This window comes from Streptomyces dysideae (assembly GCF_001514305.1).
In the GTDB taxonomy this organism is placed as follows: domain Bacteria; phylum Actinomycetota; class Actinomycetes; order Streptomycetales; family Streptomycetaceae; genus Streptomyces; species Streptomyces dysideae.
In genome coordinates this window covers 40,315-64,686 of the sequence record NZ_KQ949084.1, presented here as the reverse complement: position 1 = coordinate 64,686, position 24,372 = coordinate 40,315, and the positions used below count along the sequence as shown (strand labels likewise).

30 protein-coding genes and 1 pseudogene are annotated in these 24,372 nt (G+C 69.2%); 12 read left to right on the top strand and 19 right to left on the bottom strand.

The genetic code is table 11. The annotated features are described in order from the left end of the window. Positions 1-54: 54 nt before the first annotated feature. The 7 genes from AQJ91_RS17895 to AQJ91_RS17865 form a co-directional block, all read right to left on the bottom strand. Positions 55-2,304, bottom strand: coding sequence for an ArnT family glycosyltransferase (locus tag AQJ91_RS17895; RefSeq protein WP_067022261.1), 2,250 nt, complete (start codon positions 2,302-2,304; stop codon positions 55-57). A 6-nt stretch (positions 2,305-2,310) separates the two neighbouring features. Then, the gene (locus tag AQJ91_RS17890; RefSeq protein WP_067022259.1) at positions 2,311-3,795 is read right to left on the bottom strand and encodes a bifunctional glycosyltransferase family 2/GtrA family protein; all 1,485 of its coding nucleotides are present in this window, start codon (positions 3,793-3,795) and stop codon (positions 2,311-2,313) included. Positions 3,796-3,809: 14 nt separating this feature from the next. Beyond that, positions 3,810-5,447, bottom strand: coding sequence for a sensor histidine kinase (locus AQJ91_RS17885; RefSeq protein WP_079085038.1), 1,638 nt, complete (start codon positions 5,445-5,447; stop codon positions 3,810-3,812). Beyond that, complete coding sequence (locus AQJ91_RS17880) at positions 5,444-6,184, bottom strand: response regulator transcription factor (protein WP_067022576.1); 741 nt, start codon at positions 6,182-6,184, stop codon at positions 5,444-5,446. The genes AQJ91_RS17885 and AQJ91_RS17880 overlap by 4 nt, the downstream gene beginning before the upstream one ends. 1,280 nt (positions 6,185-7,464) lie before the next feature. Beyond that, entirely contained in the window at positions 7,465-7,719 is a 255-nt protein-coding gene (locus tag AQJ91_RS17875; RefSeq protein WP_067022255.1) for a type II toxin-antitoxin system RelE family toxin, read from the bottom strand. After that, a complete protein-coding gene (locus AQJ91_RS17870) occupies positions 7,716-8,063 on the bottom strand; it encodes a hypothetical protein (protein WP_067022253.1) in 348 nt (115 codons plus the stop codon). The genes AQJ91_RS17875 and AQJ91_RS17870 overlap by 4 nt, the downstream gene beginning before the upstream one ends. 64 nt (positions 8,064-8,127) lie before the next feature. Continuing rightward, positions 8,128-8,565 (bottom strand): ATP-binding protein, encoded by a 438-nt coding sequence (locus tag AQJ91_RS17865; RefSeq protein ID WP_067022251.1) that lies wholly within the window; start codon positions 8,563-8,565, stop codon positions 8,128-8,130. A gap of 279 nt (positions 8,566-8,844) precedes the next feature. Here AQJ91_RS17865 and AQJ91_RS17860 point away from each other — a divergent pair, with 279 nt between their 5' ends. Both AQJ91_RS17860 and AQJ91_RS17855 read left to right on the top strand, forming a co-directional pair. After that, positions 8,845-9,708: a helix-turn-helix domain-containing protein gene (locus AQJ91_RS17860; protein WP_067022573.1), complete on the top strand. Its 864-nt coding sequence runs from the start codon at positions 8,845-8,847 to the stop codon at positions 9,706-9,708. A 3-nt stretch (positions 9,709-9,711) separates the two neighbouring features. Continuing rightward, positions 9,712-9,897 (top strand): DUF397 domain-containing protein, encoded by a 186-nt coding sequence (locus AQJ91_RS17855; protein WP_067022249.1) that lies wholly within the window; start codon positions 9,712-9,714, stop codon positions 9,895-9,897. 136 nt (positions 9,898-10,033) lie between these two features. Here AQJ91_RS17855 and AQJ91_RS17850 read toward each other — a convergent pair whose 3' ends face one another. Next, positions 10,034-10,918: a DUF2797 domain-containing protein gene (locus AQJ91_RS17850; RefSeq protein ID WP_067022247.1), complete on the bottom strand. Its 885-nt coding sequence runs from the start codon at positions 10,916-10,918 to the stop codon at positions 10,034-10,036. A gap of 335 nt (positions 10,919-11,253) precedes the next feature. On the opposite strand from AQJ91_RS17850, the gene AQJ91_RS17845 reads away from it, so the two are divergent. Further along, on the top strand, positions 11,254-11,658 hold the full coding sequence (locus tag AQJ91_RS17845) for a hypothetical protein (protein ID WP_067022245.1): 405 nt from the start codon (positions 11,254-11,256) through the stop codon (positions 11,656-11,658). Between the two features lie 12 nt (positions 11,659-11,670). Here the strand turns inward: AQJ91_RS17845 and AQJ91_RS17840 are convergent, their stop codons facing one another. Then, positions 11,671-12,069 carry a winged helix-turn-helix transcriptional regulator gene (locus AQJ91_RS17840; protein ID WP_067022243.1) on the bottom strand — a complete coding sequence of 133 codons (399 nt, stop codon included), beginning with the start codon at positions 12,067-12,069 and terminating at the stop codon, positions 11,671-11,673. A gap of 135 nt (positions 12,070-12,204) precedes the next feature. Between AQJ91_RS17840 and AQJ91_RS17835 the strand changes: the two genes are divergently transcribed. From AQJ91_RS17835 to AQJ91_RS17820, 4 genes are all read left to right on the top strand, one after another. After that, entirely contained in the window at positions 12,205-13,035 is an 831-nt protein-coding gene (locus AQJ91_RS17835) for an NAD(P)H-binding protein (protein ID WP_067022242.1), read from the top strand. Between the two features lie 97 nt (positions 13,036-13,132). Beyond that, on the top strand, positions 13,133-13,525 hold the full coding sequence (locus AQJ91_RS17830) for a hypothetical protein (RefSeq protein ID WP_067022240.1): 393 nt from the start codon (positions 13,133-13,135) through the stop codon (positions 13,523-13,525). A 203-nt stretch (positions 13,526-13,728) separates the two neighbouring features. Beyond that, the gene (locus AQJ91_RS17825; protein WP_067022238.1) at positions 13,729-14,232 is read left to right on the top strand and encodes a GtrA family protein; all 504 of its coding nucleotides are present in this window, start codon (positions 13,729-13,731) and stop codon (positions 14,230-14,232) included. A gap of 94 nt (positions 14,233-14,326) precedes the next feature. Continuing rightward, the gene (locus AQJ91_RS17820; RefSeq protein ID WP_067022236.1) at positions 14,327-14,896 is read left to right on the top strand and encodes a hypothetical protein; all 570 of its coding nucleotides are present in this window, start codon (positions 14,327-14,329) and stop codon (positions 14,894-14,896) included. 100 nt (positions 14,897-14,996) lie between these two features. Here the strand turns inward: AQJ91_RS17820 and AQJ91_RS17815 are convergent, their stop codons facing one another. The 3 genes from AQJ91_RS17815 to AQJ91_RS17805 form a co-directional block, all read right to left on the bottom strand. Further along, entirely contained in the window at positions 14,997-15,491 is a 495-nt protein-coding gene (locus AQJ91_RS17815) for an NUDIX hydrolase (protein WP_067022570.1), read from the bottom strand. A gap of 61 nt (positions 15,492-15,552) precedes the next feature. Next, positions 15,553-16,233: a hypothetical protein gene (locus tag AQJ91_RS17810; protein WP_234382507.1), complete on the bottom strand. Its 681-nt coding sequence runs from the start codon at positions 16,231-16,233 to the stop codon at positions 15,553-15,555. Positions 16,234-17,026: 793 nt separating this feature from the next. Beyond that, positions 17,027-17,953: an exonuclease domain-containing protein gene (locus tag AQJ91_RS17805; protein ID WP_067022232.1), complete on the bottom strand. Its 927-nt coding sequence runs from the start codon at positions 17,951-17,953 to the stop codon at positions 17,027-17,029. Positions 17,954-18,358: 405 nt separating this feature from the next. Here AQJ91_RS17805 and AQJ91_RS58745 point away from each other — a divergent pair. Beyond that, positions 18,359-18,749: pseudogene (locus tag AQJ91_RS58745) on the top strand (site-specific integrase); the annotation flags it as partial. A 66-nt stretch (positions 18,750-18,815) separates the two neighbouring features. Here the strand turns inward: AQJ91_RS58745 and AQJ91_RS49525 are convergent. After that, complete coding sequence (locus AQJ91_RS49525; RefSeq protein ID WP_079085037.1) at positions 18,816-19,469, bottom strand: signal protein; 654 nt, start codon at positions 19,467-19,469, stop codon at positions 18,816-18,818. A gap of 405 nt (positions 19,470-19,874) precedes the next feature. Here AQJ91_RS49525 and AQJ91_RS17795 point away from each other — a divergent pair, with 405 nt between their 5' ends. Genes AQJ91_RS17795 through AQJ91_RS17785 form a run of 3 tightly spaced genes read left to right on the top strand, consistent with a single transcriptional unit; the run spans position 19,875 to position 20,682 of the window. Further along, a complete protein-coding gene (locus tag AQJ91_RS17795) occupies positions 19,875-20,141 on the top strand; it encodes a hypothetical protein (RefSeq protein WP_067022228.1) in 267 nt (88 codons plus the stop codon). Beyond that, complete coding sequence (locus AQJ91_RS17790) at positions 20,138-20,431, top strand: hypothetical protein (protein WP_067022226.1); 294 nt, start codon at positions 20,138-20,140, stop codon at positions 20,429-20,431. The genes AQJ91_RS17795 and AQJ91_RS17790 overlap by 4 nt, the downstream gene beginning before the upstream one ends. After that, on the top strand, positions 20,428-20,682 hold the full coding sequence (locus tag AQJ91_RS17785; RefSeq protein WP_067022224.1) for a hypothetical protein: 255 nt from the start codon (positions 20,428-20,430) through the stop codon (positions 20,680-20,682). The genes AQJ91_RS17790 and AQJ91_RS17785 overlap by 4 nt, the downstream gene beginning before the upstream one ends. 41 nt (positions 20,683-20,723) lie before the next feature. On the opposite strand, the gene AQJ91_RS49520 is transcribed toward AQJ91_RS17785, so the two are convergent. Both AQJ91_RS49520 and AQJ91_RS17780 read right to left on the bottom strand, forming a co-directional pair. Next, positions 20,724-20,918, bottom strand: coding sequence for a hypothetical protein (locus tag AQJ91_RS49520; RefSeq protein WP_079085036.1), 195 nt, complete (start codon positions 20,916-20,918; stop codon positions 20,724-20,726). Beyond that, entirely contained in the window at positions 20,915-21,145 is a 231-nt protein-coding gene (locus AQJ91_RS17780) for a hypothetical protein (RefSeq protein WP_067022222.1), read from the bottom strand. Before AQJ91_RS17780 ends, AQJ91_RS49520 begins: the two co-directional genes overlap by 4 nt. A 176-nt stretch (positions 21,146-21,321) precedes the next feature. On the opposite strand from AQJ91_RS17780, the gene AQJ91_RS17775 reads away from it, so the two are divergent. Beyond that, positions 21,322-21,576: a winged helix-turn-helix domain-containing protein gene (locus AQJ91_RS17775; RefSeq protein WP_067022220.1), complete on the top strand. Its 255-nt coding sequence runs from the start codon at positions 21,322-21,324 to the stop codon at positions 21,574-21,576. 7 nt (positions 21,577-21,583) lie between these two features. Here AQJ91_RS17775 and AQJ91_RS17770 read toward each other — a convergent pair whose 3' ends face one another. The 4 genes from AQJ91_RS17770 to AQJ91_RS17755 all read right to left on the bottom strand — a co-directional run bounded on the left by AQJ91_RS17770 (position 21,584) and on the right by AQJ91_RS17755 (position 24,288). Beyond that, the gene (locus AQJ91_RS17770) at positions 21,584-21,847 is read right to left on the bottom strand and encodes a hypothetical protein (protein ID WP_067022218.1); all 264 of its coding nucleotides are present in this window, start codon (positions 21,845-21,847) and stop codon (positions 21,584-21,586) included. Further along, positions 21,844-22,323, bottom strand: coding sequence for a phage terminase small subunit P27 family (locus tag AQJ91_RS17765; protein ID WP_067022216.1), 480 nt, complete (start codon positions 22,321-22,323; stop codon positions 21,844-21,846). The genes AQJ91_RS17770 and AQJ91_RS17765 overlap by 4 nt, the downstream gene beginning before the upstream one ends. A 274-nt stretch (positions 22,324-22,597) precedes the next feature. Beyond that, positions 22,598-22,921: a hypothetical protein gene (locus AQJ91_RS17760; RefSeq protein WP_067022214.1), complete on the bottom strand. Its 324-nt coding sequence runs from the start codon at positions 22,919-22,921 to the stop codon at positions 22,598-22,600. Then, a complete protein-coding gene (locus AQJ91_RS17755; RefSeq protein WP_067022212.1) occupies positions 22,918-24,288 on the bottom strand; it encodes a phage major capsid protein in 1,371 nt (456 codons plus the stop codon). The genes AQJ91_RS17760 and AQJ91_RS17755 overlap by 4 nt, the downstream gene beginning before the upstream one ends. Positions 24,289-24,372: the final 84 nt, after the last annotated feature.

Genomic DNA, 24,372 nt, shown 5'->3' with positions numbered 1-24,372 from the left:
GATGAGGAGAAGGGGCGGCGACCGTGGTCACCGCCCCTTCACTTGAGAGAACCGTCAGCCGCTCGCCTCCTGCGTCAGGTCGTAGAAGGTCGACGAACCGACCGTCACCTGCTTGAAGGTGGCCTCGACCCACTCGCTGATCTGCGCAGACGTACCGCTGTCACTGCCGCCCATGCCGCCGCCTCCGGAGCCGCTCGAGATGAAGTAGTGGATCTTGCCGCCCGCCACGTACTGCTTGAACTCCGCCAGCGTCGGCGACGGGTCGGTCCCGTTGAAGCCGCCGATCGCCATGACCGGTTCGCCGGTGGAGAGCTGGTAGCTCGCGGCGTTCTGGGCACCGATGGCCGCGGCGGCCCAGGTGAAGTCGCCGGCGTCGGCCGCCAGCAGCTCCTTGGCCTCGTCGCTGACGGTGGTGCCGTTGATCAGGCCACCCATGCCGCCACCGCCACCGTCGGCGCCCATGCCACCGCCGGGCATGCCGCCCTGCTGGTTCTGGCCCTGGCCCTGGGTGGTGCCGTTGCCGTTCTGCTGGCCGGGCATGCCGCCGGTCGGGGGCTGGCCCATCTGACCGTTGCCGTTCTGGCCGTTCTGCCGACCCTGCTGGTTCTGGCCACCGCCGGGGAAGCCGCCGCCGCCCATGCCGCCACCACCGCCGGGGCCACCGCGGGCGCCCTGGACGGACGGACCGGCCGTGACGATCGAGCCGGTGTGGCCCTCGTTCAGCGTGGTGAGGGTGTACGCCGTCGGCCCGGCCAGCGCTGTGACGAAGCTCAACCCCACAACAGCCAGGGCCAGTTGACGGCCCAGCTTGGCCACGAAGACTAGGCCGAGCGCGGCGACCAGACCGCCGACCAGCACCAGCCACTTCAGCCAGGGCAGGTAGTCGGAGGAGCGGTTGAGCAGGACGTAACCCCACACCGCCGTGGCCGTCACGGCCGCCGCCAGCGTCAGGGACGCCCAGACCTTGTCGCGTTCCCTCCAGAGCAGGGCCGAGCCCATGCCGATCAGCGGCGCGATGTAGGGGGCGAGGGCCACGGTGTAGTACTCGTGGAAGATGCCCTGCATGAAGCTGAAGATCACCATTGTGATCAGCAGCGAGCCGCCCCAGAGGAGGAACGCCGCGCGGGTGGTGTCGGTGCGCTTGAGCATGGGGGTCCCCCCGCGCGAGCGCAGCCGAGAGTGGGGGAGGGTGGCCCAGATCGCGGCCGCCAGCAGGATCAGCGCGGCCGGGATCAGCCAGGAGATCTGGCCGCCGATGCTGGAGCTGAACATCCGGTCCCAGCCGGTCTCACCCCAGTTGCCGCCGCCACCGCCACCACCACCACCACCACCACCACCGCCGACGCTGCCGGTCTCCTCGCCGTTGATGCGGCCGAGGCCGTTGTAGCCGAAGGTCAGCTCCAGGAAGGAGTTGTTCTGCGAACCGCCGATGTAGGGGCGGGAGGACGCCGGCCACAGTTCGACGATCGCGACCCACCAGCCGCCCGCGACGACCATCGCGAGCCCGGCGAGCAGCACCTGGCCGACGCGCTTCTTCAGGCTCGCCGGCGCGAAGAGCACGTACACCAGGGCGAGGACCGGCAGGATCAGGAATGCCTGCAGGGTCTTGACCAGGAAGGCGAGGCCGATCGCGGCGCCGGCCCACAGCAGCCACTTCGTCTGCGCCTTCTCCATCGCGCGCAGCGTGCAGTAGACGGCGGTGGCCATCAGCAGTGCGAGGGCCGCGTCCGGGTTGTTGAAGCGGAACATCAGCGCGGCGACGGGCGTGAGCGCGAACACCGCCATGGTGACGAAGCCGGCCCCAGCACCGAACCGGCGGCGGACGGCGGCGTAGAGCACACCCGCCGTGGCGACCGCCATCAGCACCTGCGGGAACAGGATCGCGAAGGAGTTCAGGCCGAAGAGCCGCACGGACAGGGACATCGGCCACAGCGAGGCCGGGGGCTTGTCGACGGTGATGGCGTTGGCCGCGTCGAGCGAGCCGAAGAAGAACGCCTTCCAGGACTGGCTGCCCGCCTGGACGGCCGCCGAGTAGAAGGAGTTGGCGTAGCCGGAGGCGGTGAGGTTCCAGGTGTAGAGGCCGCCGATCACCAGCAGGCTCAGCAGGAAGGCCGGGCGGATCCAGCTCGGGTCCTCGGGCCGGCCGCGCCACAGCCGCCGTACGAAGGGCTGCTTGGGCTCACCGGACTCGGGAGCGGGTGGAGCGGGCGTGGCGGGCTCGGCGGTGGTTGTTCTGTTGGTGTCCGGATCCGAGGAGGGGCTGAGCTCCCTCTGCTGGATCGTCTCGTCGTACTGCGTGGTCATCGTGGGTCAGTCCCTCGGCTCGGTGTCGGTCGGGCGCACCGGCTGCAGCTGCATGGTTGCGTCCCCCCAGGTGCGGTCCGCGGCTTCGCCGGCGCGGAACCGGGTGGTGGTGTACGAGGATTGCGGCGCCGCCGCGTACGGGGTCGCGGTCGGGCGCTGCGGCAGCTTCGGGTGCGGAAGCTGCGTGGAGCAGGTCGGCGACGGAGAGGTGGCCGGCGTGTACGAGGCGACGACCGTCGACGGGCCGTCCGCTCCCTGGTCCGGGAACACCCAGGCCCGGAAGAGCAGGAACCTCAGGACCGTCGCCGCCAGGTTGGCGGCGATCAGGACGGCCAGCTCGGTGGAGTGCGCGGGGTCGCTCGTAGCCGCGTTGAGGGCGGCGAGCGAACCGCTGGTCAGGGCGAGGCCGATGCCGAAGACGACCAGGCCCTGCGCCTGGTGCCGGACGGCTCCGCCGCGGCCGCGCACCCCGAAGGTGAGGCGCCGGTTGGCCGCCGTGTTGGCGATCGCGGAGACGAGAAGGGCCAGCGCGTTGGCGACCTGGGAGCCGCTGAACACCCGGAAGCCGCTGTAGAGGAGGAGGTAGAAGAGGGTGGACAGGGCGCCTACGACACAGAAGCCGAGGAGCTGGCGGGCCAGTCCCTTGGGTACGTCCTTGATGTCGCGGTCCCGGGGATCGTCGCCGAACGGCCGCGCGAGGCGGTCCAGCGGCAGCGAACCGGTGGCCAGGGCCCTGCCCACCCGCCACACCCCCTTGAGGTCGTCGGTCGCCGTCTTCACGATGTGGACCGTGGAGTCGGGGTCGTCGACCCAGTCGACCGGCACCTCGTGGATACGGAGTCCCGCGCGCTCGGCGAGCACCAGCATCTCGGTGTCGAAGAACCAGCCGGTGTCCTCCACGAGGGGGAGCAGCACCTGGGCGACATCCCGGCGTATGGCCTTGAAGCCGCACTGCGCGTCCGAGAAGCGGGCCTGGAGGGAGCCGCGCAGGATGAGGTTGTAGGCGCGGCTGATGAACTCGCGCTTGGGTCCGCGTACGACGCGGGAGCTACGGGCGAGCCGCGAGCCGATCGCGAGGTCCGAGTGACCGGAGATCAGCGGCGCCACCAGCGGCAGCAGGGCGTTGAGGTCGGTGGACAGGTCCACGTCCATGTAGGCGAGGATCGGGGCGTCCGAGGCGGACCAGACGGTCCGCAGCGCCCGGCCGCGGCCCTTCTGCCCCAGCCGGAAGGACGTGACCTCCGGGATCTCCCTCTCCAGCCGCGACGCCACCTGCGGGGTGGTGTCCGTCGACGCGTTGTCCGCGACCGTGATGCGGAACGCGTACGGGAAGGTGCGCTTGAGATGGTCGTGCAGTCTCAGCACACACGGCTGGAGGTCCTTCTCCTCGTTGTAGACGGGGATCACTACGTCCAGGACAGGCGTACCGGCGTCTCCGGCCGGGAGGTGCTCCCGCGCCGGCAGGTTGCCGGGAGAAGAGTCGGTTCGCATGGAACCGACTTTCGTCAAGCGCCCTGTTGCACCCATGTGGTGGCGCTGTGCTGCGCCTGTGAGTGCTGTTGCCAGCTCATTTCGGCGCTCGGCTGCGGGGCCAGGGCCGGCAGGTGCACCGTGAAGACGGTCCGTCCGGGCACGCTGTCGACGGTCACGGAACCGCCGTGCGCGGCCGCCACGGCCTGCACGATGGCGAGGCCGAGGCCGGTCGAGCCGGAGGCACGGGAGCGCGAGGAGTCGCCGCGCGCGAACCGTTCGAAGACGTGCGGGAGCAGTTCGGCCGGGATGCCCTGGCCGTTGTCCTCGACATCCACGCACATCCAGGTGCCGCGCCGCTGCACCCGCGCGGTGACGGTGGTCCCCGGCGGGGTGTGCTTGCGGGCGTTGCCGAGCAGGTTGACCAGCACCTGCTGGATCCGCGCCGCGTCCGCCGACACGAGGGCCGGTTCGTCGGGCAGGGCGAGGCGCCAGTTGTGGTCCATGCCGGCGGCGCGGGAGTCGCTGATGGTGTCCACGACGAGGGGGATGAGGTCGGTCTGCTCGAACTGCAGTGGCCGCCCGGCGTCCAGGCGCGCGAGCAGCAGCAGGTCCTCTACGAGGAGGGTCATCCGGCCGGCCTCGGACTCGATCCGCCCGAGGGCGTGCTTGGTGTCCGGGCCGACGTCCTCCCGTCCGCGCCGGGTGAGTTCGGCGTACCCGCGGATGGAGGCGAGGGGTGTCCTCAGCTCATGGCTGGCGTCCGCCACGAACTGCCGGACGCGCATCTCGCTCTCCTGGCGTGAGTGCAGCGCGCCGTGGACGTGGTCCAGCATCCGGTTCAGCGCCGCACCGACCTGACCGACCTCGGTGTGCGGGTCGCACTCCGACTCGGGGACACGCTCGCTGAGGTTCACCTCGCCGGTGTGGAGGGGGAGTTCGGAGACGCGGGTGGCGGTGGCGGCGACCTTGCGGAGGGGGCGGGTGGCAAGACCGACGAGGACGTATCCGGCGATGCCGGCTGCGGCGAGGCCTGCGGCGGTGACGCTCACCTCGACGAGGATGAGGGTGTTGATCGTGTCGGTGACGTCGGTGGTCGGCAGCGCCACGTAGTACGCGCCGTTGTCGCCCTCGCGGTACTGCACGCGGTACTCGCCCAGCCCCGTGATGGCCACGGTGTGGGCTTTGCCGTCCTTGGCGACGGCGTTCAGCTCGTCCTTCTGCGTGTCGCTCAGCTCGTACGGCGTGGCGTCAGTGACGCCGTTGTCGTTCGTCGAGGCCTTGCTGAACATGCCCTCGCTGATCTCACCGCTCACGACCTTCGCCGCGATGGTGCCGATCATCTGCTGCGGGCCCTTGGTGACGAACTCCGAGAGGCTGGGCACCTTGGGCGCCTTCTTCTCCGGGTCGTCCTCGGGCTTGGGCTGCGCGTCGGGCGGAAGCCCCTCGGGACCGGCGCCCGCCGCGCGTCCCACCGCCTCGCTGAGCGAGGTGTTCAGCTGCGTGTACAGGCGCGATTCCATCGCGATCGTCGTCACCGTCCCGATGACGGCGCACACCACCGCGATCAGCACCACCGCGGAGACGACGAGCCGCGTACGCAGCGTGCGCGGCTGTCGTCCTCGCCTCGGCTTCTGCTGTCTCTGCGTACGCGTCCGTCGTCGCCCGCTCATGACGCCGCAGGCTTGATCAGGTAACCGGCACCCCGCCGGGTGTGGATCATCGGCTCGCGTCCGGCGTCGATCTTCCGCCGCAGGTAGGAGATGTAGAGCTCGACGACGTTGGCCTGGCCGCCGAAGTCGTAGGACCACACCCGGTCGAGGATCTGTGCCTTGCTGAGCACGCGCCGCGGGTTGCGCATCAGGAACCGCAGCAGCTCGAACTCGGTGGCGGTGAGGTGGATGTTCTCCCCGGCCCGCGACACCTCGTGACTGTCCTCGTCGAGGGTGAGGTCACCGACGACCAGCATGGAGTCGGACCGCCGGTCGGCGGCACCGGAACGCCGGATCAGCCCGCGCAGCCGCGCGACGACCTCCTCCAGGCTGAACGGCTTGGTGACGTAGTCGTCGCCGCCCGCGGTGAGCCCGGCGATCCGGTCCTCGACCGCGTCCTTGGCGGTCAGGAACAGCACCGGCACCTCGGGCAGCTCACGCCGCAGCCGGCCCAGCACGGCCAGCCCGTCCATGTCGGGCAGCATCATGTCCAGGACGACGGCGTCGGGCCGGAACTCACGCGCGGTCTGGATCGCGCCGGTTCCGTCCCCCGCACTCCGGATCTGCCATCCCTCATAGCGCAGGGCCATGGACAGCAGCTCGGTGATCGACATCTCGTCGTCCACCACAAGCACTCGGACGGGGCTCCCGTCCGGCCTCAGCAGTTCGGTGCGCCCCTGGGGCGAGGTCGTGGTCATGATGGACACGATGTCGGGGGCCTATTAGAGCCCGCTTTTGAGAACCTGTGATTTTCCTGAGAAACGCACAGGAGGCTCTCAGGGGACGCCTGGGAATTGCTTGCCGGGCCGGGTGGGCGGGAGGCAGCCGCCGCAGCTCCTGTCTACCGCCCCGCTCCGGGGGTCCTCCGCCACACGCCGCAACGACGCGCACAGAAAAACCGATCACGGCCACTGTCAACCATCAGCTGGGGCCGAAGTGTCAAGCATCTCCCGGGACCGGACAAGACCCAACCGCCGACTGAGTTGCAACTTTCTCTACGGGTTCAAGGCCCGCGCACGGCGCGGGCGCGCGCCGCCTCTGCGGCGCGCTCGCGACTGCGGGCATGAAGTGGGGAGACCCCCTCTGTGGCTGGGGCGGTCAGCTCCGCGACTTTATCCGGCGCCTACAACACCAACAGCGGCCGATCCGTCAGATTTGGTCCCACTCTTGGGGGAGGACGGTGGGATGCCAGTTAGTTAGCTTCCCAAGCTGATGGCGGTACACCGGGGTCGGCCTCGACGCAGACACACACCGGCAGCTCCGTGCGGTCCGGACCTTGCTCCTTTGCAGGCACCGCGTTGACCTGTCACGATCAAGCCGTGGCCAACCTTTCGAAGATCGCAAATCGTCTGGACGCCGTCATGGACCTGACGGGCCCAGTGATCGGCGTCATGCTGCTGGCGGTAGGCATTGAGCCTACCGCGACGGTGGATCCTTGGGCTGGCCCATCGCGGGAGCGGTGCTGCTTGTGATCAATCTCTGGGTGGCCTGGCGCCGGCTTGCCAGGCGCCGGAAACCGACTCCCTCGTCGTAGCGACCCCAGGCAGCCGCCCATGCCGCGTACATGCCGATCGGACGTCGTCCGGACGAGATCCGAGGAACTGCGGTACAGCAACGACAGCAACCGTCCTTGCCCAGTAGCGGCCCTGGGAAGATCCGAGGCGAACGGTATGACCGTCACTGACCGATCCACATGGAGCTACAGATCGGAAGGTTGCAGGTCCGACTGTTGCCGACCGCCTCGGAGGGCGGATGCAGGGTAGGTCAGACGACCATCGGGACGCTGGCCGTGCCTCGTCATCGTCCGGATCGTTGCCGTCACCCATCAGCACATCGCCGATGCGGTCGACGACGGGAGCCCCGGGGGTCGAGCCGGACGAAGGTGTAGATGTCCGTGGCCGTGCACTGGCGGCCACGGGGCACGCGATGCGGCGCTGACGTGCGCTGCCGTCCCGGACAGCTCCCCCAGCACACACGATCAGGCTGCCGTACTGCCGACCATGAGGATCTTGATGGCGATGCTGCTGCCGTCGATCTCGTACGTGGCCCTGTACATGCCGACCCGCAGCCGTCTCAGATTGGTGTTGCCGAGCTTGCTGCTCGCTGCGGGCTCCGGGTTTCCGGCGAGTACATTGATTGCTTTGACCAGGGGTTTCACCGCGTCGCCGTCACGAACCCGGAGTCGCTTGAGGCCTTCGGAGGCCGCCCTCTCCCAGATGATCGTGTAGCTCAAGAGGCCTCCGCTCCGGTGACGATCGCGTCGATCTCGGCCTGGGTGGACGTCGGTCCGCCAGTGGCTCGCGCATACAGGGACACAGCCACATCGGCGAAATCGATCGCCTGCTCGCGTGCTTCTTCGCCGGGAGCCGAGTCGGCGAGTGCCTGGGTCCACCAGTGGTTGAGGAACGCCTCGAAGCCGCCGGAGCCGGACAGGGTGCCGAGTTCCGCATAGAACGCGGCACGATGATCGAGGCGCAGGGCCGCTCCGATGCCCTCAACGGTGCGCTGGACGACGGCACCCGTGAACCCGGTGGCTTCCCGGGCCTCGGCCACCGCGTGCTGCCACTCGACTGTCATCTGCGTCTCCCTTCGCCGTGCGGTCAAGGTACCGGCCCGGCACCTTCGCAAACGCCTCAGCAAGCTACGCATCGAGACTCCGCGCGATGTCGAGTTCCGCCCAGATGGTCTTCCCGACGGTGAGCTTCTCCACGGCCCAGCGGCTGGCCAGCGTATGGACGATGAGCAGGCCCCGGCCGAACTGGTCGTCGGGGGCGGAGGGGCGGGGGTTCGGGAGGCGTTCTCCTCGCGGGTCCGTGACGGCGATCCGGAGTGCGGTGCCGGTCAACGACGTCTCCACGCGGAACAGACGGTCTCGGAGGCAGCCGTGCAACACGGCGTTCGTGCACAACTCGCTGGTCAGCAGAGCCGCGTCACCTGCGGCGCCGGGGTGGCCCCAGTCGACGGCGAGTTGAGTGACATGCCGGCGGGCGAGGGGGACGTTGCGGGGGTACGGGGTGTAGGTGACGGCGTCGTAACGGTCGTAGGACTTGGGGAGTCCGGGAGGGTAGCAATCGGTCATGGAGCGTACCTCCTTGTGCGTTGCCGGGTGCCCTGCGCGGCTTCCGGGTGGGTGGGGGGAGGTGGCTCCGCCCTGCGGCCCTGGGGTGGGCAGCACGGTGCACTTCCGCCAACCGGTGTCGCTAAGTGGGCGATTGAGTACCGAAGGTAGCGATGCAGCGACGAAGTCTGCAAGCAGTCCCAGGGAAATCTATCCCCGAATTTGCTTGCGATGCGCCTACGACCAACTGCACACTGGCGGCGACCAGGGAGGTAATCCGACGTGACCGCAGGTCAGTTCATGCGCGGCAACCGTGTATCCACAGTCCTCGCCCGCAAGCTGGGTGGTGAGCTGCTGCGACTGCGCGACGAGTCCGGCCTGACGCAGCCGCAGGCGGCAAAGGCGCTGTCGGCGACCGCGGCCAAAGTCGCCAAGATGGAGCGCGGTTGGGTGCCCTTCCGTGATCCAGACATCCGGATCCTGTGCGATCTGTACGGCGTGACCGACCCGAAGGCTGTGGAACGGCTGCTGAGCCTCGCCAAGACCGACCGCGAGCGCCGCAAGGCCAAGGGATGGTGGAACCAGTACCCCGAGTTGCGCACGCTTGTGGAGTACGTCGCCCTGGAGGACATCGCGACCGGCGTTCGTACGTGGCAAGGTGCGTTCATCCCAGGGCTGTTGCAGACACCGGACTATGCCTGGGCTCTCGCGATCGGCAACGCCGACTGGGACGACCCTGATGAGATCGAGCGCTTTGTCGAGGCCAAGATGGCACGGCAGGCCCGGCTGGCGGACGGCAGTCCGCTCAGCCTGTGGGCCGTAGTGGGCGAGGGAGCGCTGCGCCAGCTCGTGGGCGGCCGCGAGGTCATGCGTGTACAGCTCGCGCACCTCGTCGAGGCGTCCCGTCTGCCCAACGTCAAGCTTCAGGTGGTCCCGTTCCTCGCGGGCTCCCACCCTGGAATGACCAGCGCCTTCAGCGTCGTCTCGTTCGCCGAACCCGGCGCGATGGACGTGGTCTACATGGACACCACCTCGTCTACCCTGTGGCTGGAGAGCGAGGCCGATGCCGCACGTCATAACACCAAGTTCGAGCGGATCGCCAGGACCGCGCTCGCTCTTCACGATTCCGTCACCCTGATCGAACGCATCCGCAAGGAGCTGTGAGCCGTGCCGCACTTCGAGTTCGTCAAGTCCAGCCACAGCAGCGGCAATGGCGAGTGCGTCGAAGTCGCCCGCAACATCCCCGGCACCATCGCCGTTCGAGACTCGAAGGACGCGGACGGGCCGATACTCCGGCTCATGCCGAAATCCTGGACGGCCTTCCTATGCCTCACGGACCGGCTCCCGAGCTGAACCAAAAGCGACAGGGCCTCACGCCCGGACGGTGATTGGCAGATCTGTTCCGGAACCGGGGTCTGCGAGCAGGCCCTTCCGCGCCGGGAGTGGCACGGATCTGCCAATCGCCGACGGCTCCCCCTGCGTGGCGCGCTCAGAACAGCTCGTCCTGCACGGCCGCTTGCTCTTTTCCGAACTCCCTGATCGGCAGGGTGAGTTCACTACCCCCACCGGCAGGAACCAACTCCCACCCCGTCATCAACCGCGTATCGACCACGACGACCCCGCCGTCACCGTCCGCCGCCAGATGCAGATCCGGCCCCGCGGCCGCCACCAACCGCCCGCTCACCACCCCGCCCGCGACCAGCTCGGTCACCTCCCCGACGGCGGGCTGCAGATCCGTGAGGCCGAACGCGCCGGCATGGTCGACCGGTTGGCAGGGTTCACGGGTGAGCGACTCCGGCCAGGCGGGGAGGGCCACCGCCCGGGCATGCAGGTCCTCCACCTCGGCCGCACGCTCCCCCGCCGACGCCGGCAGCGCGGAACGCACCGCCCGCTTGTCGCCGTACGGAATCCGGTCAGGAACCCGCAGCGCGGCGCGCAACAGCTCCTCCGTGCGCCGCGCCGCCATCAGGGGTCCGGCGCCCAGCCAGCTGAAGCAGACCGCCCCCTGCTCCAGCAGCCGTGCCGAGCCCCGCTCAAGCGCGGTGATGCCGACCTTGGTCATCCCAGGCCCGAACCACGCCAGATATACGTGGTACGGCTGCGGGTCGTCCGCGATCGTGTCCGCGGCCACCGAGTGCGCCCGGTCCAGCCGCGCGCACTCCTCGCACCGCGCCCCCGTGCTCCGCCCCGGCACGACCGCCCGGACGGGACACGCATGCCCCCGCGCTCCCACGCATCTCCGCACGCCCCCTTCCGCGACCCCGAAGGCCACCCGTTTCCCCCAGGTCAGCGCACTGCGCCGCCCACCGTCCCACGCCAGCACGGGACCGTCCGCCGACCACCGCAGCCCCGCGCACCTCCATGCCTGTGCCATTGCTCTCCGAGCGTAGACGCAGCCACTGACAACGACCGTTCAGCGCCCGGCGTCGACGCCGACCGACTCGGGCTCCCCGGTCACGGACACGACCCCGGCCGCCCCGGCCGTACGCCGCCCCGCTCCCACCACAGCGGTCCCGACGGTCGAGGCGGACCGCCACCGCGTCCGGGTAGCCCGCTACACCCTGGACAGGGTGTAGCGGGCTACACCCGGACTCCGGGAGGCCGCTCCCTCGTCGCGACGGACACGCACCGGAAAGCTGTTCGACAGAGAACAGAGAACCGAGAACGCAGCACTCCCTCGTGCCTCCGCCCACCGAAAGGGACCGCCCGATGTCCACGAACCGCCGCCGTATCGCCACCCTGGCCACCACCGTCGCCGCCGTCGCCCTCACCGCCGGTCTCGCCACCGGCTGCGAGGACCTCGACACCACACTGGGCTGCGTCCAGCACGCCGACACGATCGCCGACAGCGTCAAGGCCATCCACGAGGCGGGCCTGGACGCGGCGAAGGACCCCACGCGTACCGACGAGGCCATCGACACCATCGACAAGAACCTGGAAAAGATCGACAAGGTCGACGACGACACGAGCGACGACAAGGTCAACCAGGCGGTCGACGACCTCAACGACGCGATCGCGGACTACAACAAGGCCATCCTGAACGGCGACACCGACCCCGACCCGAGCAAGATCGACGCCGCCGCCGACGAACTGAAGAACGTCTGCACGTCATAACAAGGCGCCGCCTCAGCGACCGCGCCCCGGCTCCCTGCTGTCGTACTCCACCCGCGCCCGCTCCACCTCACCCAGATGGACGGACCACTCGGCGAGCGCCGCGAACAACGGCGCCAGACTGCGCCCCAGTTCGCTGATCTCGTACTCCACACGCGGCGGCACCTCGGGGTAGTACGTCCGCACAACCAGCCCGTCCCGCTCCAACTGCCGCAGCCGCTGCGTCAGCACCTTGGGCGTGATCGTGGCGATACGGCGTTCCAACTCGACGAAGCGCTGGCGCCCGTACTCGTGGAGCGCCCACAGGATCGGCGTCGTCCAGCGGCTGAAGACGATGTCGACGACGGGCGCGACCGGGCAGGCGTTCTCGGGATCGGCCCCCGACTGAACCCACTTCGCTGTGCTCTCGGTCACACCAACCCCCGAATGCCATTACTTTCCTCTAGGTACCTACTACCCCCGCAACAGTAGCTTCGCCGAGTCGGATGCGAACGAACGAACTAACGAACCAACGAACGCCGCACTACTGACTCGGATCGGAGACCGACGATGATCGTGGTGACCGGAGCAACGGGTAATGTCGGACGGCCACTTGTACGTTCCCTCGTCGCGGCGGGCGAGCGGGTGACGGCGGTCTCCCGCCGGATCTCCGCCGGGGACGTGCCGCCCGGCACCGCCCGCCACCACCAGGCCGACCTGACCGAACCAGAGCGGCTGAAACCCGCCCTCGATGGAGCCGAGGCGCTGTTCCTGCTGACCTCCGGCGACTATGTCGCGGCCGGCGGCGATCTCACCGAGGCCCTCGATGTCGTACGGGCTTCGGGCGTCCGGCGGGTGGTCCTGCTGTCCTCCCAGGGCGTCGGCACCGGCGACCACCCCTCCCAACTGGAGGACACCGTACGGGAATCAGGCCTGGACTGGACGATGCTGCGCCCAGGCGGCTTCCACTCGAACACCCTCCACTGGGCGGACCTGATCCGCACCCGCCGGGAGGCCGCGGCCCCCTTCGGCGACGTGGCACTGCCGACCATCGACCCGGCCGACATCGCGGAGGTCGCGTCGGTGGCGCTGCGTGAACCAGGCCACACCGGCGAGGTCTACGAACTGACCGGCCCCGCGCCCGTCTCGCCCCGGCAGCAAGTCGCCGCGAGCCAGGCGGCGTTGGGCGAGCCGGTACGGTTCGTCGAACAGACCCGCGCGACGGCCAGGGCGCAGATGCTGCACTTCATGCCGGAGCCGGTCGTCGAGAGCACCCTCGACATGCTGGGCACCCCCTCCGCCGCACTGCGCCGGGTGAGCCCCGACGTGGAACGCCTCCTGGGCCGCCCGCCGCACACGTTCGCGGACTGGGCGGCACGGAACTTCGAGGCATTCAAGTAGCGGGCGGGGAGCACGACTTAACGGCGGCCACCGTCCAGGGCACAGGGACGCGCCCCCCGAGGAAGCGCACCGGATCCCGCCCTGCGAGGGTGGCCGCATGCTTCACGAACCCGAGAGAGCCCTCTTCGTACGGTCCGTACGAGGTTCCACCCCCGTGCTCCTCCTGGCCGCCGCCTCCGTCCACGACGCCCTGCCTGCCCTGACCGCCCCCGACGGCAGAGTGCCCTTGTGCACGGGCTGGAGCATCGTTCCCAAGCTCACCCTGTGCGCCGTGGACGGCCCCGGCGAGCACGGCCTGATCATCCCCGCGCTCGCCGCCCCGGTCCTCGACGCGACCGGCCCCGCCGACATGGCCGACTGGTGCACGGACGCCGAACAGGCCGGCGGCGCGCTCGTCCTGTCCGTCGACCAGCTGCCGGAAACCCTCGACTGGGCCCACCTGTTGGGCTCGGGCACCGCCCACGGCGGCTTCGTACGCCTCCTGACCTGAACCGATCACGGCGCAACCCCACCCCCATGGTGTAGCCAGCCCTACCTCCGGTTCGGTAGGGCGCTCCATCGTTCCCACGAGCGGACAACGGCATCGTTGAACCCGGCCGATCAAGGCTGAAGCCCCACTGAAGTCGGGCTGAAGCCGGGCCGGGATCAACTGGATCCCTCAGAGATTCGAGCCCCGCCCGGAAGGACACCGCCATGGAGTCGCTGCTCCCGTCGAAGCCGCTGCCGGCCGACGCAAGGTCGACGCCGGGCCCCTTCGCCTCCTTCATCCGCTTCGTGGTCTGCGGCGGCGGCATCGGCCTCCTCTCCAGCGCCGCCGTACCGCTGCTGGCCACTACGATGCCCTGGGCGGTGGCGAACGCCCTGATCACGGTCGCCTCCACCCTCCTGTGCACCGAGCTGCACGCCCTGTTCACCTTCGGCACCGGCCGCCGCCCCGGCCTGCGCGAGCACCTCCAGTCGGCGGGCTCGGCGACGGCCGCGTACCTGGCGACGACCGCCGCGATGCTGATACTCCACGCGGTCCAGCAGTCCCCCACGGTGCTCTGGGAACAGGCCGTCTACCTCACCGCCTCCGGCCTCGCCGGCATCGGCCGCTTCCTGGTCCTGCGGCTGTTCGTCTTCGCGGCGGACCACAGGCCGGGGACGACGAGGGGCGCACTCACTCTGGCCCGCCCGGCACTCGTCAGCGCCGCCTGAACCCTCCGCACCGCTCACAAGCCCTCAATGTTTCAATTATTAAGAAAGGCAAGCAAGCACGGCAACGTGCCCACCGAAAGGCGGAGTTGGCCCCATGAATCCCCCCACGAAGAAGCTCCTACGACGCGGACTCGCCCTGGCCGCAACCTCGTTGGCCCTCGTCCTCACCCAGGGCGGCCCGGCCGCGGCCAGTCCGGCGTTCGGCCACGCCGAGCGCACGGTCACCACCACCGACGGCACCTTCGACCTGAAGCTGGCGGCCACCCCCGTCACGCTGCCCGCCTCGGGCGCCACGGTCAACGTCGGCGGCACCGGCTACAACACCGACCAGGGCATCTTCCTGGCGTTCTGCGTCATCCCCGACTCCGTCGAGATCGGCGACCCGACGACGTACACCACCCTGCCCACGCCGTGCCTCGGCGGCCGCGAGTCCACGGACGGCTCGGCCCGCCGCATCACCAACACCGCCACCGGCACCCCGGGCGTGACCATCCCCTACGCCCCGCACGGCTCCTTCCTCACGACCCTCAACCTCAAGCCGGAGATCGCCGACGGCAAGGTCTGCGACGTCACGGTGAAGTGCGCCATCATCACCCGCGCCGACTTCACAGCCACCGCCGACCGCTCCTACGACCAGTACATCCCGGTCCACTTCAAGCAGTAGCCGGGCAGGTCACCGCACCGGCACAAACCCCAGGGCCCCGCCGACTCGGCGGGGCCCTGCGCTGCTCTGCCTTCCCCTGCCTTCCCCTGCCTTCCCCTGCCTACGGGATCAACGGCCCGGGATAACGCCTCAACGTCTCCACCCCATCGGCCACGAAGGCCCACCGCCCGACCACATCCCGCAGCTCACTCTCACTGACCCACCGGTACCACCCGATCTCCGCCGGATCAGGCTCGATCTTCTCGGTCACCAGGGCCTCATGCACCCCGAGCCAGTACGGACTGATGGCCCCCCGGCACAGAAACTTGAACACAAACCGCACGGGAACCCGAACCCCCAACTCCTCACCAAGCTCCCGCCCGGCCGCCTCCACATAACTCTCCCCGACCTCGACCGCCCCACCGATCAGCCAGTTGTACTGCGCCGGAAACCGAGCCACGCCCGCCGGCCGCCGATGCACCAGAATCCGCCCCTCAGCATCCCGACAGACGGTCGTGGCAACCCGATGCAGCCACCCGCGCGCGATGGCTTCCCCCCGGTCCACGACCCCAAGAACCCGATCGTCCTCGTCGACACGCTCGACCAGTTCGCTCAGTTCACTCAGTTCGCCCATGAGCCTCACGATCGCAGAGTCGCTCAGGCCGCCTGATCAGAGCTCAGAAGAGGGGAGTGTCCGGATGACGAGGGACACGGTCGGCACCCTTCAGCAAACTGACAACACGCTCATGGGTGTCACCAACCCGATCAAGCACCCGCACCCTCACGAACACGTTCTCCACTTCACGCATGGCCTTCTCCGTGAACCAGCCCAGAAGCATCGTCTGCTGCCCGGAGATGGGCCAGCCCGGCCCTACGAGGTTCAACGCGAAGTCCTGCCGCTTCATCAGCCCCAGCCCCTCGACCGACGCCGACGCGACAGCCTGCGTCACCCACTCCGAGGAGTCCTCGGCCCCCGAGGCACGCGCGGCGGGCGTGTACTCGATCCAGTACCCCAGGTCCATCGTGACGGCCACTTCCTGCCCGCCATTGCACAGGTGACACACCCAGGCCATCCGCCCGTCCGGCGACACGTCGGCGACGACCCGGCCGAAGTACCCGATGGCCGGCCTGACCGTACGCGCGTACTGGGCCCGAGCCAGCGAGGCTCCCCCCGTCGCAAGCACGGCCGCCACGGCACTCTGCACATCCAGCAACTCCACCTGCCACGGCCAGCCACGGGTCACTCGATCCGGCAGATTCTCCCGAAGCAGCGAGTAACAGAGCACCACCACCGCCACCCCCACCAGCACCAACAGAAACCGCGAGAACAACCCGCTCCGATGAATCACACGCTGCATCGTCTCCACGCCTGCCTCGCCCCTCGGCTCACGCTCGGCTATGTGGGTCGGTCGCTGGCGCTCGTACCGGTTGCGCTGCGGCCCCGTGAGGACGGTAACGGACGGGTGCGGTCGCCGAGGCTGCTGCACTTCGCTGCTGTACCTCAACGGCCATACACATCACATCAGTTGTAGCTGGTGATCAATCAGCAGAGGGCGCTAGCCTGACAGGACCTCATCTCTGAGAGGGGGGCGCCTCGTCCCGCACGGTGACGAGACGCAGCCCCAGAGATGAGGTGGAGTGATGGAAAAGTCGAACCCTTTCCCGGAGTCCAAGGGGAAGATTCGCGATGTTGCTGGTCGGCTCACGATCGCGTTGGGGGCTCGTGCTCTCTGGGCGTTGATCGAGAAGCTGTTCAGCCACCACTTCGAGGGATAGCAACACGCGCGCCTCGCGCGGGCGTCGCCACCGAGCTCTCCCCCTTTGCCCGGGGGCGACTGATTACGAGGAGCCTCGAAGGGTCCTCACTCCAACCCGGCCCGGGACAGCCCCCCTCTCTGTCTCGGGCATCTTGCTCCCTGGCGCGGGTTCGGCGGCGCTTTTACCAGCCACACTGTGCCGCCCAACCAGCATGCTTTCCAGCTGTGTTGGTGAGGTGCGGGGGTGCGTACGGGGGCGTTCAACTGGGTTTATGCGCGGCTGGTCACCGAGATGAGGCGGCCTCTCGAACCCCGCTGAACGGTTGTGAACGTCGCTGAATCAGACGGAAAATGAGACGGGCCCTCTCCACCCCTCCACGTGAGGGCGGGTACGTCAGCCATCCAGACGTCGAAGGAACTCGTCCTCATCGATGACCTCTATGTCCTGCCCCGCTTGCAGCAGTGCCTGGGCCTTCTTGGCCTTGCCGCTCAGCGTGTCGCCGGGCCTGAGCCTGGCCTGGGAGGCGGAGACGAGGATGCCGGTCTTCTTTGTGACGTTCTCCGCTGGCTGCGCGCCGGCCCAGGCGAGCTTGCGGAATGCCTCCTCCCTGGTCATGGAGGTCAGCTTCCCGGTCAAGCACACCGTCGCCCCATACAGAGCGCCCTCCGGGTCGGCGTTGGGGTTGGCGCCGGGCAGAGGCTTGCGCGGCCCTGCGCTGTGACCGCTGTAGTGACTGCCCAGCCACTCACTCGCCGGCGTCATCCAGCCCCAGCGGATCCGGTGACCATCGAGCAGGCTGTCGAGCGATGTGGTCTCGGCAGACCGCATCGCCGCGAGCATGACCTCGGCGGCTGCGGTGGCGTCCGCGCCTGCGTCGTGGTGGTCAGTGAAGGCGACCCCGGCGGCGTCCGCGCAGTAGGGGAGGCTGTAGGAGAGCAACTTCCAGGTGCGGCGGGCCACAACCTGCGAGCACGTGTAGCGCAGCTCGGGCCACGCCATGCTTTCGGCGTCGCAGGCGGCCCGTATGACGCTCATGTCAAACCCCGCGTTGTGAGCCACCAGCGGGAGCCCTTCGGTGAACGTCATGATGTCGGCGAGGGCTGCTTCCCAGGCTGGGGCGTTCGCCACATCGACGGGTGTGATGCCGTGAATCGCGACGTTGAACGGGTTGAAGTCGCCCAGGCCGGCGGGCGGCTTGACCAGCGTGCCCCAGGTGCCGACTATGCGGCCGTCGACGACCTTCGTCATGCCGACGGCACAAGGGCTGCCCCTGTGCTCGTTCGCGGTCTCGAAGTCAATGGCCACCCATGAAGAAGACATAGCGTCAGATTTCCTGACGGCCGATTTTCGGTCAAGGGCTGCAACGACCTCTCACCTGCGGCCAACTGGTCGAGTCGGCGATGTGACTGGCAACTCGTCCCCAGGAAACCCTTGTTGACTGTGACTGACTTCTGCACCTGACTCAGTTGCGGCACGAACCTCAGCCGACGACAGTCAGCCACGATGGCGGGTGCGCCGCGCGATCACGCACGCGTGTGCCTCGCTGCACCCCCACCGGCCTCAGCCACGCCTTCGGGGTGGCGACCGGAGCAACCCGCGACGGCCGGCCCGTGGCGACGGCGCGGGAGCCATCAGCTTGGGAAGCTGCGGCATTCTGGGGCCAGTTGGGGCGCTGACCTGGGCGAACAGCGGGGCCATGGCCTCGTCGGACTGGGCCGCCTTCACGACTGCCTGCCGCTGCCCGACCTGCGCCTCACGGCCCTCCGCATGCGCCGCGCGCAGCAGACCGGCGACCGGAAGGCGGCCGGTGATCTCTGGCAGGACACGCGCGGCCTGGTCTTCACCACGAAGTACGGAACGCCCATCGAGCCGGGAAACCTCACCCGTTGTTCGCCCTGCGCGCTCGCCGCGCCGGCCTCCGCGTCATCCCGCTCCGGAACACCCAGCACACGCGCAGCTCGCTCTTGGTGGCCCTGAAGGTGCACCCGAAGGTGGCTCAGCGCATCCTCCGCCACTCGCAGATCGCCATGACGATGGAGGGCCGCGCGGAAGCGAGCGAGCAGGAGGTGCGCGCGGCGCTCGGCAAGCTGTCGCAGCGATGGGCGGCGCCAGCTGAGCACACCGCAACAATGACCTGCTCTTCAGGAGGCCCCGAACTCGGGGTCTCCTGTACGTCGTTCTCCTACGCGGTATCAACCGTCAGGGAGTAATCCACACCAACCGCGAAATCCTCAGACTGGCCCCGAATCGTCAGCGTGTGCTTTCCGGGTTGCAGTGGAGGCAACTGGACCCAGAGCCCGCACCCGGTAACCCTGAAGCGCCCGTCCGTACCCGTGATGGGATTTTCGGTGACGCCCCGCGCAGTGATCGCCTCTCCTCGGATGGTTTCCGAGTCGACCCGCTTCCCGTCCAGGACTGCGGATCCCTTGGCCGCGCTCATGAAGTCTGTGCAGTCCGCCGGGCCACCGATCAGGTTCACGAGGGGGAACGCGAGAGGTACCCCGTCAGGAACGCTGCAAGTGCGCTCGGCCTGAGCGCCGAAGGTGCCCGCCAGGAACCACACATCCTGCGGCTGGTTGCGCCCACACTCACTTCCATCCTCGTCAGCGACCGGGTTTGTGCCTTCAGGCTCCGACATTGCCCATGTCCACCACCGGCTCTGCAGCGCCTCAGAAGAGAGGCGGGCTTGGGCCGGCGACTGCACCGCAGAAGCAGGAGCTGATGTCTGCTCCGTCTCTGTCGCATCTTCTGATCCCTCGGATGCGCTGGCCCCACATCCCACCAGTGCAGCCAGCACTACGGCGGTGAGTCCCGCTCTGCCAGTCTTGATCTTCATGAGTGCCCCTCCCGCGCCGCACGAATGCCTCGACCCCCCGGTCGCCGTGCGACATGCGCGGCCATCCTGTCCGCGAGCTGGCCGGGCGCTCCGGTCATGGTTGCTGTACTTCGCTGCTGTACGGCCCCCAAAACGCAAGAGGCCCCGGATCTCTCCGGGGCCTCTCACCTGTGTGCACTCGGCAGGATTCGAACCTGCAACCTTCTGATCCGTAGTGATCCGAAAGCCGTCCACGCCTTCCATGGCGTCCATGACGGTGCGTCATGAGGCCAGGTCACAGGCTCCCCGCCCCGCAAGATCCACACCGTCGGTGAGACGCGTGTGAGACGCGGCGGCGCCGCCCGATGCTGCGAACACCGGACGGCGCCTTGCCCGGAACCCCTTCCGATCAAGGAGTCCAGACCCATGACCGACCGTACCGAACCTTCCGCCGGAGAGCTGCGTCAGCTCCTGGCCGTCGCCCTCGAAGCGCTCGACATCCCGACCCCCGCCACCGTCGGCGACAGCGAGACCCACCGCGAGATCCTCGCCCACCGCACCATGGACACCGTGATCGCCCTCCGGGGCGTCCTCGAGGGCGGGGACGACCCGGGTTGGTCCGCTGACTACCTGCGGGCACGTCTCGCCGAAAAGCCGGCCACCGGATACCGCGCTTGGGGCGAGGGCCGATGACGCAGACCGAGACTGAGCAGCGCCTGGCCGTGGCCGAGCTGCAGCTCACCGAGCTCCGCATCGAGGTCGCCAAGCTGAACGTCCTCGTCGGCGTGCTGATGTACCGGGACGCCCCGGAGGAGGCTGACACGGAGGCCGTGGCCCGGGCCGTGAACGTGGTCAAGGAGGCGCGGCCGTGCAGGAAGAACCGGCCCCGGCTCCGGCTCGTCGACGCGGAGGGCAGCATCGGCGGCCGCGATCTCGACGAAGGCCTTCGCCGCGTACGCGCCGGGCAGGGGGAGGGCCGGTGAGCCGTACGCCGACCGTGGTGTCCGTGCGGATGACGGACCAGCTCGCCGCGGACCTCGAGGTGTTGCAGCGCGACGGCATGGACGCGTCCGCGGCGATCCGGCACGCGGTGCGCCTGGTCGCCGGCGGCCAGCGCTACGCCGACCTGCAGGCGGCCGGGAACGGTGGCCGGCGCCCGGGCGTCCTGTCCATCCCGACCCGCGCCCTGTACGCGCCGCGGGCGCCGTATGACGGGCCTGAGCAGGGCGTATGACACACGAAACCCGTCCCGGGTGGGGGATCCCGGGACGGGCTTCAGGTGGTCGGCGATCCGCTCGGCCGGTGGCAGGCGCAGCCACAGCTGCGCGTGAGCAGGATCCGGCCGTTGCTGTGGGGTAGGGGTACGTCACTGGTCTGGCGGCACTCGCGGTGCAGGCCCTGGTAGTTGGGCCGCTGGGCAAGCGCGCACTCGGCCGACAGTGGCGCCCGGTCGGCGGCGGTGGCGGTCATGACGCCGGCCCGCGCTCACCCCGGTACGCCGCATACAGGCGGTCCGAGACCGGACACCAGGAGTCGGGGGCGCACTCGGCGCAGTTCTCGAGGTGGACCTTCAGTGCCCTGCGGGCCGTCTCCACAGGATCCGCCGGATAGACGTACACCTGCACCACCCGACCGGGCCCGGAGCCGGTGTCCAGCCACCGTTCCTCAACCTGCCGGCCCTGCGTACCATCTGCCATGTCGATCTGCCTCCAACAGGTCGGCCACGCCCTCGGAGTCCTGGCCGACTCGCGGGGGCTTTGTCGTAGCCGTACGACCGTAGCGCTCAGTGCGTCCCTATGCACCCCATGCTGCGATACGCGTACCGATGCGTCCCCGTGATGCGGGATGCGAGGGGCCGCAAGAGGCTCGGGGCATGACCGAGCTGCCGCAGTACGAATACGTGAAGCTGGCGAATCTGATCGCTGCGGAGATCAGCGAGGGCCGGCCGCCGGTGGGCGGCCGGTTGCCTGGTGAGCGGGAGATGACCGAGATCTACAGCGTGAGTCTCGGCACGGTGCGGCGCGCCGTACGTGAACTGCGGGAGCGCGGCCTGGTGGCGACGCTCCCGATCAAGGGCACGTACGTCATCGCCACCCCGGACACCGCCGAGCCGGGCGACGGGGCGTAGCCCACGGTCAGCTGGAGTGGAACCACTCTTCCCACTCGGCGGCGATCGAGGGCAGGTCGGAGATGTGGCCCTCGACCATGGCCACGGCGCCGATGGCCACGGTGAACGTGCCGTCGTGGTCGCGCCGTATGCCGACGGCGCCCGCGCGCATCGCTTCCTTCGCCTTCTCCATCTCCTCGGGGGTCAGGTTCCCTTTCTTGTGCGCGCTGACAAGGGCGTCGGCCGCGTACTGGGCGAGTTCGCGGGTGAGGGTGTCGGGCTGTTCGGTCATGTCAGCAACCTGTCTGCGTCGTCGTCGGTCTGGAGATCGCCGACGTCGACACGTCGGCGGGCATCGGGGCTGAACCCGAGCTCGCGGCAGAGCGCGCGCAGCTGCACGGCGGCGTCCCGGGCGATCTGCACAGCCGGGTTCTTCACCAGGCGCGGCCCGCCCTCGTCGTCGGTGCCGGCGGCGTCGGCGGCCGAGCGGCCGGGTACGAGGGCGCCGCGGCGGGCGACATCTTGCGCGGCCTCGAGCCATGTTGCCCACGTGGCGCAGTACGCGGTCAGGATCGCCACGTCGCCGTGCTGCAGCCACGTCGGGTAGGTGGCGCACGCCTCGGTGACGCGGATCCACTCGTCGCGTGCTGCCTCGGGTAGCCAGTCGGGCGGGTCGGGGAGGTCGAGCGGCCCGCCCACGATGGGCGCCGCACGGGGCGGCTGGCCGTGCAGGATGCGCAGGCGGTTGGTCTTCCGCGGCTGAGCCATGTCGGTCACCCTCCGTCACTTTCGGGGTCTTTTCAAAAAGTGGGTTCGAAGCAGACGCGAGAGAGGGGGCTTCCCCCCGCATTCCGACCCCCCGAGATGCCAGAAATGCTTGCCGCCTACCCCCGTGACCTGCTGACTCTGCGTGATGTGGTGCTGCCCGGTGCGCGCGGCCTGACCAGGACCGGGCGCGCCGGGCAGCGGTGCCCGCGCGGGTGCTGCACCGCAGGTGTGCGGCGGGACGGAGGTGCCGCACGCCCACGCGCCCGCGCGGGAGTCAGTCGGCCCGGGCTCTGCGGCCGTGTGCTGGGTCGAACACTTCCGGCTCGATGTCCGGGTTGTAGAACGCATCCTCGGTAGGTGCCTTGGCACGTCGGCCACGCCCTGACCTGATGGCTGTTGTGCCACCTGCACGCTTCGTACGCCTCGGCTCGCTGGCGTCCTGGTCCTCGTCGTCGACGGCGGCCGGGGCGTCGGCCAGTGTGGCGCGGCCGGCACTGACCAGGCGCCGGGCAGCGGCGTCCTCGAGCTCGAGGACCTGGCCGGGTACGCCGCGGGCTGCACGGCTGATGTACGGCGCGCGCAGTTTGACCCGGGTCACGGTGTGGGGCCGATCGCCTGCACGAGGGCCAGGTGCGCGGGGCGGCCGATGGCCATGTCCGCGCGGCCCCACACCCGGACCTTGCGGCCGAGGTTCTCGAAGGCGTTCCCGGCTTGGTTGGACACCTCGACGCGGAACGCCGACCGGATACCGATGATCACGAATGCGGAGGCGAAGTTGCCGACCACGCTCACCGACTCGTCGTTGCCGGCGCCCAGGGTCACGGGGGTCTGGGTGGTCTTGAAGTGGCGCAGCGCGGCTACCTGCTCGGGTGCCTTGAGGTAGGCGAGTGTGGTCGCCTCCTTCAGCTTGGCCAACTGGGCCGCGGTGCGGGGGGAGTCGATGCGGACGTCGGGCATGCCGTTGGCGTCCTCGACGAGTTGCATTGCGTCGATCCACTCGTCGTAGTCGGCGGGCGCGGCGCCGGCCAGGTCGACGGTTCCCACGCCGGGGTCGTCGAGGATGCCGGTGAAGTAGCGGCCTGCCACGTCGTTGTCGCCGGTGCCGTTGCTGACGCCGCGCCAGAACGAGCGGTCGAGCTGGTTGGCGACGGCCGCGGACAGTACGGCCTCGATCTGCGCGGCGGCGTTCGCGCCGTCCTCGATGAGTTCCTCGGAGATGTCGGCGATGCAGCCGAGCACCTTCGGGTAGAGGGTGACGGCGTCGAACTGCACGTCGGTGTTGTTGAGCGCGCCGAGCTCGGCCTTCCATGAGGCGGTGGGGTCGGTGGCGGTGCGCAGGATGCGGGTCTCGCCGGAGCCGAGCGGGATGGTCATCGCTCCGGCCTGCGAGATGACGGACTGGGAGCGGGCGAGGTCGATGAACAGGTTTCCTAGGGTGGGGGTGACGAAGAATCCGCCGGCGGGGTCCTGGGCGACGACCTGGGCGCGCATCTCGCGTTCCATCATCGCGTGGTCGCCTCGGAGGATGCCGACCAGGGCGCGGCCGAGCGAGAGGTCTTCGGGGTCGCTTCCGGCCGTGCGGGGCGTACCGGCGGCGCGGGCGAACGACTCGCCGTGTCGTACGGCGCGGACCTTCCGGCCGTCCGCCGTGTGGAAGTACAGGTTCGGGGTGTCGCGGCGGCCGTTGGGCCGGTCCTCGTCAACGGCGCTGCGGTCGCCCTCGGTGCGCTCCTCTGCCTGGGTGACCATCTCGTCCAGGTTCTCGTACTCGTCCATCAGCCGGTCGAACTCGCGCTGTTCGGCGGTGTTCATGTTCGCGCCGGAGCGGGTCATGATCTGGCGGGCCTGGTCCTGGCGCTCGGTGCGCTTGCTCTTGAGTTCCCGGATCAGCAGCGCACTGTTCGCGCGTACGCCGAAGCGCTCACACATGGTCTCGAAGCTGCCGGGCAGGGTTCGTCTGGTCATCAGGGCTCCCGTGGAATGCCGACGCGCGCAGCGGCGCGCGCCGGGGCGTGAAGGGGTGTTCTGCCGCCCACGGGGAGCGGCGTA

Bases quoted from the DNA above. Each gene is read 5' to 3' on its own strand.
- AQJ91_RS17895 (WP_067022261.1), bottom strand. From the start codon at position 2,304: ATGACCACGCAGTACGACGAGACGATCCAGCAGAGGGAGCTCAGCCCC.
- AQJ91_RS17890 (WP_067022259.1), bottom strand. From the start codon at position 3,795: ATGCGAACCGACTCTTCTCCCGGCAACCTGCCGGCGCGGGAGCACCTC.
- AQJ91_RS17885 (WP_079085038.1), bottom strand. From the start codon at position 5,447: ATGAGCGGGCGACGACGGACGCGTACGCAGAGACAGCAGAAGCCGAGG.
- AQJ91_RS17880 (WP_067022576.1), bottom strand. From the start codon at position 6,184: ATGACCACGACCTCGCCCCAGGGGCGCACCGAACTGCTGAGGCCGGAC.
- AQJ91_RS17870 (WP_067022253.1), bottom strand. From the start codon at position 8,063: ATGACAGTCGAGTGGCAGCACGCGGTGGCCGAGGCCCGGGAAGCCACC.
- AQJ91_RS17865 (WP_067022251.1), bottom strand. From the start codon at position 8,565: ATGACCGATTGCTACCCTCCCGGACTCCCCAAGTCCTACGACCGTTAC.
- AQJ91_RS17860 (WP_067022573.1), top strand. From the start codon at position 8,845: ATGCGCGGCAACCGTGTATCCACAGTCCTCGCCCGCAAGCTGGGTGGT.
- AQJ91_RS17850 (WP_067022247.1), bottom strand. From the start codon at position 10,918: ATGGCACAGGCATGGAGGTGCGCGGGGCTGCGGTGGTCGGCGGACGGT.
- AQJ91_RS17845 (WP_067022245.1), top strand. From the start codon at position 11,254: ATGTCCACGAACCGCCGCCGTATCGCCACCCTGGCCACCACCGTCGCC.
- AQJ91_RS17835 (WP_067022242.1), top strand. From the start codon at position 12,205: ATGATCGTGGTGACCGGAGCAACGGGTAATGTCGGACGGCCACTTGTA.
- AQJ91_RS17830 (WP_067022240.1), top strand. From the start codon at position 13,133: ATGCTTCACGAACCCGAGAGAGCCCTCTTCGTACGGTCCGTACGAGGT.
- AQJ91_RS17825 (WP_067022238.1), top strand. From the start codon at position 13,729: ATGGAGTCGCTGCTCCCGTCGAAGCCGCTGCCGGCCGACGCAAGGTCG.
- AQJ91_RS17820 (WP_067022236.1), top strand. From the start codon at position 14,327: ATGAATCCCCCCACGAAGAAGCTCCTACGACGCGGACTCGCCCTGGCC.
- AQJ91_RS17810 (WP_234382507.1), bottom strand. From the start codon at position 16,233: ATGCAGCGTGTGATTCATCGGAGCGGGTTGTTCTCGCGGTTTCTGTTG.
- AQJ91_RS17805 (WP_067022232.1), bottom strand. From the start codon at position 17,953: ATGTCTTCTTCATGGGTGGCCATTGACTTCGAGACCGCGAACGAGCAC.
- AQJ91_RS49525 (WP_079085037.1), bottom strand. From the start codon at position 19,469: ATGAAGATCAAGACTGGCAGAGCGGGACTCACCGCCGTAGTGCTGGCT.
- AQJ91_RS17795 (WP_067022228.1), top strand. From the start codon at position 19,875: ATGACCGACCGTACCGAACCTTCCGCCGGAGAGCTGCGTCAGCTCCTG.
- AQJ91_RS17790 (WP_067022226.1), top strand. From the start codon at position 20,138: ATGACGCAGACCGAGACTGAGCAGCGCCTGGCCGTGGCCGAGCTGCAG.
- AQJ91_RS49520 (WP_079085036.1), bottom strand. From the start codon at position 20,918: ATGACCGCCACCGCCGCCGACCGGGCGCCACTGTCGGCCGAGTGCGCG.
- AQJ91_RS17780 (WP_067022222.1), bottom strand. From the start codon at position 21,145: ATGGCAGATGGTACGCAGGGCCGGCAGGTTGAGGAACGGTGGCTGGAC.
- AQJ91_RS17775 (WP_067022220.1), top strand. From the start codon at position 21,322: ATGACCGAGCTGCCGCAGTACGAATACGTGAAGCTGGCGAATCTGATC.
- AQJ91_RS17770 (WP_067022218.1), bottom strand. From the start codon at position 21,847: ATGACCGAACAGCCCGACACCCTCACCCGCGAACTCGCCCAGTACGCG.
- AQJ91_RS17765 (WP_067022216.1), bottom strand. From the start codon at position 22,323: ATGGCTCAGCCGCGGAAGACCAACCGCCTGCGCATCCTGCACGGCCAG.
- AQJ91_RS17755 (WP_067022212.1), bottom strand. From the start codon at position 24,288: ATGACCAGACGAACCCTGCCCGGCAGCTTCGAGACCATGTGTGAGCGC.